The sequence below is a fragment of the Penaeicola halotolerans genome (assembly GCF_016464625.1).
In the GTDB taxonomy this organism is placed as follows: Bacteria; Bacteroidota; Bacteroidia; order Cytophagales; family Cyclobacteriaceae; genus Penaeicola; species Penaeicola halotolerans.
Genome location: NZ_JAEAGO010000001.1, coordinates 501,153 through 514,673 on the forward strand (window position 1 = coordinate 501,153; position 13,521 = coordinate 514,673).

A 13,521-nucleotide genomic window follows, 5' to 3' on the forward strand; every position below is an offset into this window, starting at 1 on the left:
TTTGTTTTAGGATTTGAAGCAAATATGTAGATCATTTTTTGATTTGCAATAAGCAAGTGACAAGCGGTCTAACTTTTTTAGAAAGACTTTTATTCTTGCTAGAAAGCACCTATATTCCAATATCTAAAATCATACCATATAAATAAAAGATGATACATACAGAAGGAATGCTCAAAGACGGTGCCCTCAAAGGCAAAACATATATCGTAACAGGTGGTGGAACTGGTCTTGGAAAGGCTATGGGTACTTACTTTTTAAAGCTTGGAGCCAATCTGGTAATCACTAGTAGAAAGCTTGAAGTCCTCCAGCAAACAGCCTCAGAGATGGAGCGTGAAACTGGGGGGAAAGTACTTGCTGTAGCTTGTGATGTGCGAGACTATGAGCAAGTAGAAGCTGTGATCAAAGCTACTGAGGAGTGTTTTGGTCAGATAGATGGTGTTTTAAATAATGCTGCAGGTAACTTTATCAGTCCTACAGAAAGACTGTCAAATAGGGCATTTGATACTGTAGTAGATATTGTTTTAAAAGGCTCTTATAATTTCACTTTAGCAGCTGGTAAAAACTGGATAGAGAAAAAGCAAAGAGGTGTATTTTTGAATATCGTGACTACTTATGCATGGACTGGCTCTGGCTATGTAGTCCCCTCTGCTGCGGCCAAAGCAGGTGTGCTCGCGATGACGCGTTCACTAGCTGTAGAGTGGGCCAAGTATGGTATTAGATCTAATGCCATTGCTCCTGGGCCGTTTCCTACCGAAGGTGCTTGGAGTAGACTACTGCCTGGAGATTTGGTCAAAAAGTTTGATCCAGCAAAGAAGGTCCCTGTCAAGAGAGTAGGAGAGCATCAAGAATTAGCTAATCTAGCCGCTTATTTAATGTCTGACTTTGCTGCTTATGTCAATGGTGAGGTAGTTACTATAGATGGTGGTGAATGGCTACAGGGTGCTGGAGAGTTTAATAATCTAGATGCTATACCAAATGAAATGTGGGATATGCTGGAGGCATCTCGTGGAAAAAAGCAATGAGCCCTAAACTAGTTTGGGGCTATCTCAAAGCTAAATGGAAAATTAGGAATTTGTAAAGGCCCTAAATGGGTCTTTTCTTTTTTTAATAGAGTTAGGATTACAATTGTTAAGATCTAAATCTGGCTTAGAACTTAAATTAGCGGTGAAATTGTACTCTTAATATATTTTTTTAATTCTAGTTATTGCATAAATAAATTGAATTAGATATAATTGATATACGTTTTATTTAAGGGATTAATCATTATCTAAATGCTGTTCAGGTTATCAAAATATTTATTACTTATAGGTTTCACTAGTGTCTTTTTCTCTACTCAAGCCAACGATTTAGAATCTACAATAAATTCAAAAATCATAGAAAGAGCTCAGACTATCACTTTAAATTCAGACTACTCGATGATAGAAGAAGTTTCTGTCGATATGTTGGTACTGAATAGAGATGGGCTGAAGCATGCTTTGATAGCTATTCAGTACGATGAGCTCATCAGCATTGAGGCATTTGAAGGGGAGATTTCTAATCCGCTTACAGGCAAAACTACTTCTAAGCTTAAGTTAAAAGATTTAAATGATATCTCTATCATTTCTAATTTTTCAATTTTTGAAGATAATAGAGTAAAGTATTTTGAGCCAAATGCAATTACCTTTCCTGTAAGAGTTAAGTATAGTTTTAAGAGAAAATATCTAGGTAATTTATTTGTTCCTGGCTGGATACCTATTCCAAATTATCAACAAAAGGTAGAAAAGACGACTTTCAGGTTACAATTTCCTCAAGATTTGCCACTTAGGTACTTGGAAAAAAATATCCCTGTATCAGCTCAAGAAAGTGTTGAGAATAATATGCGGATAGTATCATGGCAGCTAGCAGATTTAGATGTTCAGGAAGATGATTTTCCTAAGGAGGATGATTTATCTATTAAGGTGGCTCCGACTAGATTTTCAATGCAAGGTTATGAATCAGATTTATCTACTTGGAATGGTCTTGGTCAGTGGATTTTAAAACTCAATAATGGTAGGTCTGAGATATCTGAAAGAGATGCGAAATGGCTTAGGGAAAATATCAAAGAGGATGAGGAGCCCTTTCAAAAGATCAAATTGATCTATGAATACATGCAAAAAAATAACCGGTATGTGAGTATTCAATTAGGCATAGGAGGCTGGCAGCCTATGTCCGCTAAGGAAGTCTCAGATTTGAATTATGGTGACTGTAAGGCACTGACTAATTATATGATGGCTATGCTAAAAGCGGTGAATATTACTTCAAATTATACATTAGTAAAAGCGGGCAGTGATGAAGAGGATATTGACATAGACTTTCCTTCAAATCAGTTTAACCATGCTATTTTATCAGTGCCCATGGAACGGGATACACTTTGGCTAGAGTGTACTTCTAATGTACTCAATACTGGTTTTTTGGGAAGTTTTACAAGTAATAGACACGTGCTTTTAGTCAATGAAACGGGCGGTCATTTAGTGAAAACACCCATTTATGGAGATGATGTATATCATAGCAGGCTTATAGATACTAAAATCGATCTACTGGATAATGGAAATGCTGAAATAGAGCAAGAGAGAAAGTTATTTGGCTTTGCAGCTGAAGATTATTTAGCGATTAAGCTGATGCTCAATGAGGAAGAAACTAAGAAATATATTTATGATGATTTGTCTATCCAGGGTTTATATATCAATGACTTTCAGTTAAATGTCAATAAGGATGGTTTGATACCTGAGGCAAATATCAAGCATAATTCAGTTTTGAATAAATACTATACTTCAACAGGAAAGCGAATTATCATCAAGCCCAAATTTGATAACGATCTGCCTTTTATCACAGATGGTCAATCTATCGAAATAAAGGAAAACTATCAGGTAAGGCTTAATCAAAATGTAAGTCCAGAACAGTTGAAGTCTGAGGTTATATTAGAGGAAGAAGGAATAATTTATAAATATCAAGCGCAGCTTAGTGATGATCTTTTGAGTTGCAAGCGTACAATCAAAATAACAAATACAAATCATAATAAAGAAGCATGGAAAAAGATTGTAGATCGAATCAAAAAGCTAGATGATCAGACTATCATATTTACCAAGAATCAATAATCATGAAAACACTTACCACCAAATTAGTAATGATACTGGTTGCTTTTATAATCAGTATCAATCTCATCAAGGCCCAAGGCTTGAAGTGGGGTAAAATCAGTCAAGAAGAAATAGATTACAAAACAGTTGATTTTGAGCCTGATGCTGGAGCTGTTGTATTAGCAGAACAAGGAGTTACCTCTATTATTTCGGGTAAAGTATTAACTGATTATCATTTTAGAAAAAAAGTGCTCTCTGAGAATGGAAAAGATATAGGTGATGTAGTTATCAGCTACAATTCTGGGTCGAGAAAGATCAATGGTCTAAAAGCCCATATCATCACCTTTGAAGGTGGTAAGGAAAATGTTATAGAATTGAAGAAAAAAGATTTTTTTGAGACAGAAGTAGGTGATGGGTTTAAAGAGATTCGATTTACTTTCCCAAACGTAAATCCAGGAGCCATTATTGAATATACCTACAAGGAAGTTTCTGACAACCTTACTTTTATTAATGGATGGACGTTTCAGAATGACATTCCCACACTAAGATCTACTTATGAGTTTCAACGTGATCAAAATTTAGACTATAGAGTTTCTTTTCAAGGGTACAATCTGGCTGTTTCCGGACAAATGCAAAAAAAAGAAAGTAAGTGGGAACTGACCAACCTGCCTTCAATGAAGCCAGAGCCTTACATGAATAATTTCAGAGATTATTTAGATGTAATTAAGTTCCAATTGGCAGGTTACACCACTGTAGTAGGTGGTAATTCTTACGAATCTCCATTAGAATACAAAAGCTTTATTGCTACATGGGATCAATTAGCCAAAGAGCTTTTATCAATAGATACGTATGATTCATATGTGGGTAATAACAGTGTGACTAGATCTCTTGCAAAAGATCTAGTGTTAGAAGGTGAGAGTACTTATGAAAAAATGAAATTTGCTCACAAGTATGTCTTAGAAAACTTTGAATTCGATGGAGATGAGGGTATCATACCCAGTAGAAGACTAAAGGATGTTTTAGAGGCTAAAAGAGGAAGTCAAGTAGAGCTAAATATGGTCTTGGTTGCCATACTTAAGGCTCACGGTATTACATCAAGTCCTGTCCTTATCAGTAGTAAGGGAAATGGAAGTTCGGTTTTAAGTACCTATCCTTTTATCAATCAATTTGATGCTTTGATTTTGACGGCAGTCCATGATGGTGATTTTATCTTTTTCGATACTACAGATGATGATTTACCCTTTGGAAGTATTCCGTTAAAGTATGCCGTAGAAAAAGGCTTTATCATGAGGGATCAAAATAGCATATTGTTGGATATCAATACGCAAGTAAGGTCAGGTAGAGCATCTATGAATCAAATATCTTTTGAAGATGGTAAAGAGAAACATGATAACCTATTGAGACTTTCTGGATATGATGGCTTTATTGCTATGAAACGTATGAAGAAAGTGACAGATGAAGAACTTCAAAAAGAAGTAATGTCTGAAGAAAACAAAAATACTGCGACTAACTTCATTGCTAGTAAAAATCAAGTGAACGAAAATACTTTTGATCTTAAGTGGAGTTTTAGTAAAGAGTTTGAAGGGGATGATATCGTTTATGTCAATCCTTTTGAGGATGAAAAGTGGGATGAAAATCCATTTAAAAATGATACAAGATTATTTCCTGTAGATTTTAATTATCTGATGTCAGATACTTATACCAGCATTATTAAGATTCCTGATGGGTATGAGTTAGATGATTATCCTGAAAATCAAGCTATTAAAATTGTAGATAATTTAGGTACTTTCTACTATCAGGTAAGTGAATTGGATGGTACAGTAACAGTTTCTGCTAAAGTTATTTTCAATGCTATCATTTTTCCACCTGCTTATTATCCTTATTTGAAGTCATTTCTCGACAATGTCGTATCTAAACTTAAAGAACCTTTAGTGTTTAAAAAGTTGGCAAATCCTTAAAGCAAAAAAACTAAGTATATAAAAAGGCAGCTTCTAAACTTAGAAGCTGCCTTTTTATTAGTTAATTATATACAAGCTTATTGAGCTTCCATAGTTTTTGCCATTCTAGAGCGCTCATTCTCGTCTAGGTAGATTTTTCTCATTCTCATGCTCTTAGGCGTGATCTCTAAGTACTCATCTTTTTGGATGTACTCCATGGCTTCTTCTAGTGAAAACTTCTTGGCAGGAGCGATTCTAGTATTATCATCAGATCCAGAAGCTCTCATGTTAGTGAGTTTCTTTCCTTTGATTACGTTCACTGAGATATCATTTTCTCTATTGTGCTCACCGATCACTTGACCTGCATAGATCTCATCACCTGGCTCAATGAAGAATGTACCTCTGTCTTGCAATTTGTCGATAGAATAAGCTGTAGCAGATCCTGCTTCCATAGAGATGATAGATCCACTATTTCTGCCAGTCATCACGCCTTTATAAGGCTCATAAGCTACAAATCTGTGATTCATGATTGCCTCACCTTGAGTAGCCGTTAAGACATTATTTCTGAGACCGATCAGACCTCTTGATGGTATCTGAAACTCTAAATGCTGAAGGTCTCCTTTTGGCTCCATGATACGTAGCTCACCTTTTTTCTGCGTAGCTAGCTCGATAACTTTTCCTGAGGATTCAGCTGGTACATCTACTACAAGAAGCTCCATAGGTTCACATTTCTGTCCATCGATCTCTTTGAAGATTACCTGAGGCTGACCTACTTGAAGTTCATAACCTTCTCTTCTCATCGTCTCGATCAATACAGAAAGGTGGAGAATGCCTCTACCAAAAACGATAAATTTATCTTCACTGTCAGTTGGCTCTACTCTAAGTGCTAGGTTCTTTTCGATTTCTTTGAAAAGTCTATCTCTTAGGTGTCTTGAAGTGACAAATTTGCCTTCTTTACCAAAAAATGGAGAATTGTTGATCGTGAAGAGCATATTCATCGTAGGCTCATCAATAGCAATTCTTGGTAGTGGCTCTGGATTTTCTACATCAGCTATAGTATCACCGATTTCAAAGTCTTCAATACCAGTGATAGCACAGATCTCTCCTGAAGATACTTCTGTTACTTTATTTTTGCCCAATCCCTCAAAAACATGGATTTCTTTGATTCTATTCTTTTTAGCTGATCCATCAGCTTTGCAAAGTGACACCATAGCGCCTTCTTTGATCGTACCTCTATGCACTCTTCCGATCGCTATTCTACCTACGAAAGACGAGTAGTCCAATGAGGTGATTTGCATCTGAGTGGTACCTTCATTGATTGGTGCAGCAGGAATGTGTTCAATGATAGCATCTAAAAGTGGAATGATGCTATCTGTAGGGTTTTTCCAATCAGGCCCCATCCAACCTTGTTTAGAAGAACCGTACATCGTGACGAAGTCAAGTTGCTCTTCTGTAGCATCTAAGTTAAACATCAAGTCAAAAACAGACTCGTGTACTTCATCTGGACGACAGTTTTCTTTATCGACTTTGTTGATTACTACGATAGGCTTGAGACCTAAGCTTAACGCTTTACCAAGTACAAATCGAGTTTGTGGCATAGGGCCTTCAAAGGCATCTACTAATAGTAGTACACCGTCTGCCATCTTTAGTACGCGCTCTACTTCACCGCCAAAATCAGCGTGACCAGGGGTATCTATGATGTTGATTTTTACATCTTTGTATCTCACAGATACGTTTTTAGACAAGATCGTAATGCCTCTTTCTCTTTCGAGGTCATTGCTATCTAGGATCAAGTCATCAAACTGTTGATTTTCTCTGAAGATTTTAGATGCGTGGATGATTTTGTCAACTAGCGTAGTCTTGCCGTGGTCAACGTGTGCGATGATCGCAATATTCCTAATATTTTGCATGAGTTATTCAATTATGGCGCAAAAATACGAATATTATTTCGCTTTTCGGTTATGCTTGTGTGAATGTTTGACCGCTTTTGAAAATAAAAGTCAAACTTCATTAAAGACTCAAACCTTCCAAATGCTCTATTTTATCCCCTGAAAGTGTCCAATAAGCCTTCATAGCATCAGCAGTCATACAACTATGCACAGGTAAGATGCCTACGACATCACCAATTTGTATTTGATTATAAATGGCATCTGAGACACGTAATATGCCGTGCTCTTGTGATATACTACGTACATAAGCACCTTCTACAGGTGCTGACCATCTATCCTCTGATAGCCAAACCATTTGTCCATAGATGGCGCCTAGTTTATCTTCTAGCTTATCTTTTGCCAGATGTACCCCTCCACCATGAATGACGATTTCTCTCCTCTCTTTATTTTTATCCACTACAGGACAGGCAAGAGCAACAGCAATGTCACCTTTTGAGCAACTACCAATCTGCGCTTGAGTCAAATCATAAAAAATAAAATTGCCTGGGCCTAGTTCGTCTACACCAATGAAATCGTCCATTATAGAGGCTGAAGGAGTATCTCCATATCGGCAGATAAGTTTTGGATAATCGTTTATGTAATGTGCTTTTAGTTGTCTAAGTGCATTCAAGGATGTCTGATGGATCGTTGACAGACCTTTAGCATCTGCATGATAGGTATGTCCAGCATGTATGTAGAAACCTTTAAAGTGCAATATACTCCCTTGAGTTTTATGGAGAATTTGATCTATTTTTTCCAAATCCTTATTGGATACACCTGTCCGATGATATCCAGCATCTATTTCTATGAAAAATTGACAAGTATGCTTTAATGACTCACATAAGTATTTGGCACTTTCCACATTGACGATATGGAAACTAAGGTTTACTTTTTTACTTAGTTCATTGAGTTCTTCTACACCTCTTATATTCACAGGGAAGGCTATATTGATATTTTCCCAACCATGGGAGGCAAAGTATTTAGCCATTTTGATCGAGGACACTGAGATGGCATCTATGCCTACCTGTCTAAACCACTCACCGACCTCAGCTGACTGATGTGTTTTGAAGTGCGGGACAAGCTTCAAGTGATGTTTTTGAGCTTTTGAGACCATTTTTTGCAAATTAGCCTGCGCTATTCGAGTATCAATCATGAGTGTGGGGTGAGCTATTTTCAGAGTCATTTAACTATTATCTTTTAATATTTCCATTAAATTAGAGCGAAAGGAAAGAAAATAACAGTCAAACCACTTAATATTTACTATGAAATTTAACTATGATAGATTGATACCAGTACTTCTGGGGGTATTGGTATTTGCTTGTGGGCCTGCTGATTTTGATCAGACAGGTGCTAGCACTTTTACGAGCGAAGGACTCGAAAGTAGAATTATTAAGCTTTCTTCGGATGAATTTATGGGAAGAAAACCATTCACAGAAGGTGAAGTGAAGACCCTCAACTATCTAGAGGAAGAGTTTAAAAAACTCGGTCTAGAACCAGGAAATGGTGATTCCTATTTTCAAGATGTCCCCTTGATGCAAGTCACTAGCCAAGCTACAGAGTCAATGCTAGTAAAGTCTCCAAAAGGTGATTTTAGCCTGAAGGGGAGAGAAGACTATGTGATCTGGTCGCCATCTATGGATGCTAATATCGATTTAAATAATGAGGAAGTCGTTTTTGCTGGGTTTGGTATAGTAGCTCCTGAATATGGCTGGAATGATTATGAAGGACTTGATGTCAAGGATAAGATCGTATTGGTATTGGTAAATGACCCAGGGTTTGGGACAGACAGTACGGAATTTTTTAAAGGAACTACCATGACTTATTATGGTAGATGGACTTACAAATATGAAGAAGCAGCTAGACAGGGAGCAAAAGGCTGCTTAGTAATCCATAATACGATCCCCGCAGGATATGGCTTCAATGTCGTTCAAAATAGTTGGAATGCAGCTAAACTTTATCTTGATAGAAGAAACTCTGAAGAAAAAGTATGTGATGTAGAAGGTTGGGTCACTTTAGCTACTGCTCGAAAGTTCTTTGAACAGGCTGGTAAGAAAGATAGTGAATTACTAGCCGCTGCGAGGACGCCAGAATTTAAAGGAGAAAGTCTGGGGATAAGACTGACAACAAGCATCACCAATGAAGTGACTTATGATGTCTCTAAAAATGCCATAGCAATGATAAAAGGCAGCGAATCACCTGATGAATATGTGATTTATACGGCACACTGGGATCACTTAGGTGTAGGTACAGCGTATGATGGAGACTCGATTTACAATGGAGCTCTGGACAATGCTAGTGGAACTGCAGCACTGCTAGAGATAGCGGCAGCATTTAAATCCATGAAGAAAAAACCTAAAAGAAGTATAGTGTTTTTAGCAGTGACTGCCGAGGAACAAGGTCTGTTAGGCTCTGCTTATTATGCTGCTAATCCTGTGTTTCCTATAAGTCAGACGATTGCCAATATCAATATGGATGGTATCAATCCATATGGTAAGATGAAAGACATTGTAGTCGTAGGAAATGGACAGTCAGATCTTGAAGATTTACTTGCAGAAGTAGCCAAGACCAAGGATATGTACACTACAGTAGAACCTAGACCGGAGCAAGGGATTTATTTCAGATCTGATCATTTCAATTTTGCTAAAGTGGGTATTCCAGCGCTATACACTGCTACTGGAATCGATCATTTCGAAAAGGGAAAAGAATATGGAAGTGAACTTCAGGCTAACTATACGCAGGAATATTATCACAAACCGTCTGATGAATATGACCCTGAGAGATGGGATTTGGGCGGTGCATTAGACACCATAGGATTGTTGTTTGAAGTAGGTAACAAACTGGCTAATGAAGGTATAGTGCCCGAGTGGAAAGCCAATTCTGAGTTTAAGGATAAAAGATAAGTATCCATAAAAAGAAGCTCCGGGATAATGTCCCGGAGCTTAACTCACTTAAACTAACACTAACTTTATGTATAAAACTTAAAAAATGCGCTTTAATGAATGATTTGATATAATTCTATGACGTATTATTTAAGTACTAAATTAGATGTCCCTCAGCGTATTTCCAAAGCTTTTTTTGAATTTGTACATACATTTTTTTACGTTTTAAAAACGCAATGGTTTGTATAAGTTATTCTTTTACAAAGATTTACAGAATTTATCGGAAAATGATAGTGTAGGTATTATATGTATCAGTATTTAATTTGGCTATTTTTTGATTCTCTGAGATTTGACTTCGAATCATACTTTTGAATAAAAATTAAAAAATCTTCTAGCTAGTATGTATAAGTTTTATGATGTATTAATATTTTTCAGGGACAAAAAATTTACCTGACATAAGATAAAGTCTTTTGATAGAATATGAGTATCCTGGTCTGGTCAAGATGGGATTATTTTCTGCGATATTGATGACTTCTGCTTCATTTTCATGATTCATGATCCAGAGCGTTTCTGGCCTTGTATCAAATCCTCCAGAGAATAATAAACCTCCTTTTTTCTTTTTAAGAGGTCGCATATAGCGTTTGAATTTCCTATTACTACTTCTCTTGGGCTTATTGGTTCCATCGTACAAGTATGAGATTACCCAGTATTCATTTTTATCAGCAGCGCCTCGAGCTATTCCACCAAAATCAACAAGCATAGGGGAGATGACCATCTCAAACTGTCCTATTTGGAGTGCTGGGTCTTCTGTGAATAGGTTTTCAATTTTGCTTTCAGACTTACTATTAAAAACTAGGATGAATTCACTATCTAATTTACCCACTGCAGCTACTTTTCTATTTTCTGCTAATGAATAGATAAGGTCTTGATGTTTTTTCTCGGTCAATTGAAGTGAAGTATGACTGAAGTCAGCTGTAGTTTTGCTCGGCTTGAAATAGACAAATTTCAAACTGCTCATTTGTCCTTGCGCCAAGTTAGAACAAGTTAAACATATCAATAATATGATGAGATGCTTTTTCATGAGTGTAAAAGTAATTAATTTTTATATGAAAATTTAATAATTCCATTCAATGAATTTTTCGTAAGAGATAAAGAAAAATTGTTTCTAAGTTTAGTCTTAAAATAATTCGCTTTTTCTATATTTGAAATAAATAAAAAAATCTTTTAAAAATGAAAAAACTTTTATTTTCTCTCTGCTTTTTTGTCATACTCATGAGCGCTCAAGCGCAAGATCAACCCTTACCAGCGACTCAAGCAGTGTATGTTGAACTTGGAGGTGCGGGACTTTCTTATTCATTTAATTATGATTTTAGATTTGATAAGACCAAGATTGATTCTTGGGGTATGCGTGTAGGAGCGAGCGGTTACAGTTTAGAAGGTACTTCACTCTTCACCTTTCCTATTCAAGTTACCCGTTTATTTGGTAGAGATGGTAGATACTTTGAAATCGGTGGCGGTTTGACTGTGATGGCTTTTGATAATTATTACTACTCTTATGACTGCACGGGAGCGGGGCCTTGTGTAGAAACAAAGGTCAGAACGGATGATTATAACTTCATCCTAGATGTGAATGGAAGTCCAAATGTGATGGGTACACTAAACTTTGGCTATAGGAAAATCCCCACAGACGGTGGCTTCATGTGGAGAGTTAATCTCAATCCTATCTTTAATAGCAACGGTTTCTGGCCGATATTTGCAGGGTTAGGCTTTGGATATGCCTTTTAAGTAAAAAGACACTGCTATGTATAAAATAGCAGTGTCTTAATGATACTTAGTTTTTAATATTTATTTTCTCTCTATAGCTCTAAGCGCAGCAGCTACTATATTTTCAGCACTTAAGCCATATTTCTTCATTAGTTCAGCAGGTGTTCCGCTTTCTCCAAATGAATCTTTCACTGCGACCATTTCTAGCGGCTTTGGATTATTTCTCACCAGCGTATTAGCGATACTTTCTCCAAGTCCTCCATTGATTTGATGCTCTTCTGCTGATACAGCACAGCCTGTTTTAGAGACTGAAACCAAAATAGCTTCTTCATCTAATGGCTTGATCGTATGGATATTGATGATCTCTGCACTGATACCTTTTTCTGCTAGTATAGCTTCAGCTAAGATAGCTTCCCATACAAGATGACCTGTTGCGAAGATAGAGACATCTTTACCATCTACCATTTTCCAAGCTTTACCGATTTCAAACTTCTGATTGGCAGGAGTGAAGATAGGCATAGAAGGACGACCAAATCTCAAGTAGACTGGGCCTTCATGCTCTGCTATAGCGATAGTCGCAGCTTTTGTTTGATTATAGTCACATGGGTTGATCACAGTCATATGTGGGAGCATTTTCATCATCCCGATATCTTCTAATATCTGGTGGGTGGCACCATCTTCTCCCAATGTGAGACCAGCGTGCGAAGCACATATCTTTACATTTTTTCCTGAGTAGGCAACTGATTGTCTGATCTGATCATACACACGACCAGTCGAGAAATTGGCAAATGTACCTGTAAAAGGGATTTTTCCACCGATAGTCATTCCAGCAGCAAGGCCAATCATATTAGCCTCAGCAATTCCTACTTGGAAAAAACGCTCAGGAAATTCCTTTTTGAATGCTCCCATTTTGAGAGATCCTGTGAGATCCGCACAGAGGCCTACTACATTGGGATTTGTTCTGCCAAGCTCTAAAAGGCCATCACCAAAACCTGATCTTGTATCTTTTTTATCTGTATAGGTAAATTTCGTGTTCATGTTTGTTTTGATTTAATGGTTTAGTAGTCGCCTAGAGTTTCTTCCAATTGTCCAAGAGCACGAGCTAGTTGCTCATCATTAGGTGCGATACCGTGCCACTCATGTGTACCTTCCATGAAATCAATTCCACTACCCATAGCAGTTGTCATGATGTGTAGGATTGGCTTGCCTTTACCTGTAAGTGATTTGGCTTTGGTAAGATTAGCTACCAACTGATCCATATCATTGCCATTTGCTGTCGTGATCACTTCCCATCCAAATGCTTCCCACTTAGCTTTGAGATCAATGAGATCCAAAACTTCTGTAAGAGGGCCATCTATCTGTTGACCGTTATAGTCTATCGTTGCGATCACATTGTCTATTTTGTTGTGAGCGGCATACATCGCTGCTTCCCAAACTTGACCTTCTTGCTGCTCTCCATCTCCCATGAGGACATAGACAGTTTTAGGATCTTTATTGAGTTTTTTGACTTGAGCAGCTCCTAGTGCTACAGAAAGTCCTTGGCCTAATGAGCCTGAAGCTACTCTGATTCCTTCTAGACCTTCTTCAGTTGCAGGATGGCCTTGTAGTCTACTGTTGAGCTTTCTGAATGTGCTTAGCTCTTTCACATCAAAGAACCCACTTCTCGCCAGCACACTGTACCAAACGGGTGAAATATGTCCATTTGAGAGGAAGAAAAGATCTTCGTTTTGACCATCCATATTGAATGGTTTCTTGTAATCTAATAAATGGAAGTAAAGTGCTACGAAGAACTCTGTGCATCCTAGAGATCCTCCTGGGTGACCTGATTGTACAGCATGCACCATGCGGACGATATCTCTACGAACTTGTGAACTGATTTTTTTAAGTTCGTTGATTGTTGGTTTTTGATCCATGTTTTGGG

10 protein-coding genes are annotated in these 13,521 nt (G+C 37.4%); 5 read left to right on the top strand and 5 right to left on the bottom strand.

Going from position 1 to position 13,521, the window contains the following annotated elements; translation table 11 throughout:
* The first annotated feature begins 149 nt into the window (after positions 1 to 149).
* The 3 genes from I5349_RS02200 to I5349_RS02210 all read left to right on the top strand — a co-directional run bounded on the left by I5349_RS02200 (position 150) and on the right by I5349_RS02210 (position 5,050).
* Complete coding sequence (locus I5349_RS02200) at positions 150 to 1,022, top strand: SDR family oxidoreductase (RefSeq protein ID WP_226389092.1); 873 nt, start codon at positions 150 to 152, stop codon at positions 1,020 to 1,022.
* A gap of 393 nt (positions 1,023 to 1,415) precedes the next feature.
* The gene (locus I5349_RS02205) at positions 1,416 to 3,113 is read left to right on the top strand and encodes a DUF3857 domain-containing protein (RefSeq protein ID WP_226389093.1); all 1,698 of its coding nucleotides are present in this window, start codon (positions 1,416 to 1,418) and stop codon (positions 3,111 to 3,113) included.
* Positions 3,114 to 3,115: 2 nt separating this feature from the next.
* The gene (locus I5349_RS02210) at positions 3,116 to 5,050 is read left to right on the top strand and encodes a DUF3858 domain-containing protein (protein WP_226389094.1); all 1,935 of its coding nucleotides are present in this window, start codon (positions 3,116 to 3,118) and stop codon (positions 5,048 to 5,050) included.
* 77 nt (positions 5,051 to 5,127) lie between these two features.
* On the opposite strand, the gene typA is transcribed toward I5349_RS02210, so the two are convergent.
* Together typA and I5349_RS02220 are read right to left on the bottom strand one after the other, a co-directional pair.
* Positions 5,128 to 6,939 (bottom strand): translational GTPase TypA, encoded by a 1,812-nt coding sequence (typA, locus tag I5349_RS02215; protein WP_226389095.1) that lies wholly within the window; start codon positions 6,937 to 6,939, stop codon positions 5,128 to 5,130.
* Between the two features lie 100 nt (positions 6,940 to 7,039).
* A complete protein-coding gene (locus I5349_RS02220) occupies positions 7,040 to 8,140 on the bottom strand; it encodes an alanine racemase (RefSeq protein ID WP_226389096.1) in 1,101 nt (366 codons plus the stop codon).
* A gap of 79 nt (positions 8,141 to 8,219) precedes the next feature.
* Here I5349_RS02220 and I5349_RS02225 point away from each other — a divergent pair, with 79 nt between their 5' ends.
* On the top strand, positions 8,220 to 9,857 hold the full coding sequence (locus I5349_RS02225; RefSeq protein WP_226389097.1) for a M28 family metallopeptidase: 1,638 nt from the start codon (positions 8,220 to 8,222) through the stop codon (positions 9,855 to 9,857).
* Positions 9,858 to 10,257: 400 nt separating this feature from the next.
* Here I5349_RS02225 and I5349_RS02230 read toward each other — a convergent pair whose 3' ends face one another.
* A complete protein-coding gene (locus I5349_RS02230) occupies positions 10,258 to 10,854 on the bottom strand; it encodes a hypothetical protein (RefSeq protein ID WP_226389098.1) in 597 nt (198 codons plus the stop codon).
* Positions 10,855 to 11,066: 212 nt separating this feature from the next.
* On the opposite strand from I5349_RS02230, the gene I5349_RS02235 reads away from it, so the two are divergent.
* Entirely contained in the window at positions 11,067 to 11,621 is a 555-nt protein-coding gene (locus I5349_RS02235; protein ID WP_226389099.1) for a hypothetical protein, read from the top strand.
* A 60-nt stretch (positions 11,622 to 11,681) separates the two neighbouring features.
* Here the strand turns inward: I5349_RS02235 and I5349_RS02240 are convergent, their stop codons facing one another.
* Positions 11,682 to 12,638: a transketolase family protein gene (locus I5349_RS02240; protein ID WP_262895346.1), complete on the bottom strand. Its 957-nt coding sequence runs from the start codon at positions 12,636 to 12,638 to the stop codon at positions 11,682 to 11,684.
* Between the two features lie 20 nt (positions 12,639 to 12,658).
* Positions 12,659 to 13,513 (bottom strand): transketolase, encoded by an 855-nt coding sequence (locus I5349_RS02245; RefSeq protein WP_226389100.1) that lies wholly within the window; start codon positions 13,511 to 13,513, stop codon positions 12,659 to 12,661.
* Positions 13,514 to 13,521: the final 8 nt, after the last annotated feature.

What these genes read in the sequence shown, in the direction of transcription:
- I5349_RS02245 (WP_226389100.1), bottom strand. Translation starts at nt 13,513, where the DNA reads ATGGATCAAAAACCAACAATCAACGAACTTAAAAAAATCAGTTCACAA.
- typA (WP_226389095.1), bottom strand. Translation starts at nt 6,939, where the DNA reads ATGCAAAATATTAGGAATATTGCGATCATCGCACACGTTGACCACGGC.
- I5349_RS02210 (WP_226389094.1), top strand. Translation starts at nt 3,116, where the DNA reads ATGAAAACACTTACCACCAAATTAGTAATGATACTGGTTGCTTTTATA.
- I5349_RS02235 (WP_226389099.1), top strand. Translation starts at nt 11,067, where the DNA reads ATGAAAAAACTTTTATTTTCTCTCTGCTTTTTTGTCATACTCATGAGC.
- I5349_RS02230 (WP_226389098.1), bottom strand. Translation starts at nt 10,854, where the DNA reads ATGAGCAGTTTGAAATTTGTCTATTTCAAGCCGAGCAAAACTACAGCT.
- I5349_RS02240 (WP_262895346.1), bottom strand. Translation starts at nt 12,638, where the DNA reads ATGAACACGAAATTTACCTATACAGATAAAAAAGATACAAGATCAGGT.
- I5349_RS02220 (WP_226389096.1), bottom strand. Translation starts at nt 8,140, where the DNA reads ATGACTCTGAAAATAGCTCACCCCACACTCATGATTGATACTCGAATA.
- I5349_RS02205 (WP_226389093.1), top strand. Translation starts at nt 1,416, where the DNA reads ATGATAGAAGAAGTTTCTGTCGATATGTTGGTACTGAATAGAGATGGG.
- I5349_RS02200 (WP_226389092.1), top strand. Translation starts at nt 150, where the DNA reads ATGATACATACAGAAGGAATGCTCAAAGACGGTGCCCTCAAAGGCAAA.
- I5349_RS02225 (WP_226389097.1), top strand. Translation starts at nt 8,220, where the DNA reads ATGAAATTTAACTATGATAGATTGATACCAGTACTTCTGGGGGTATTG.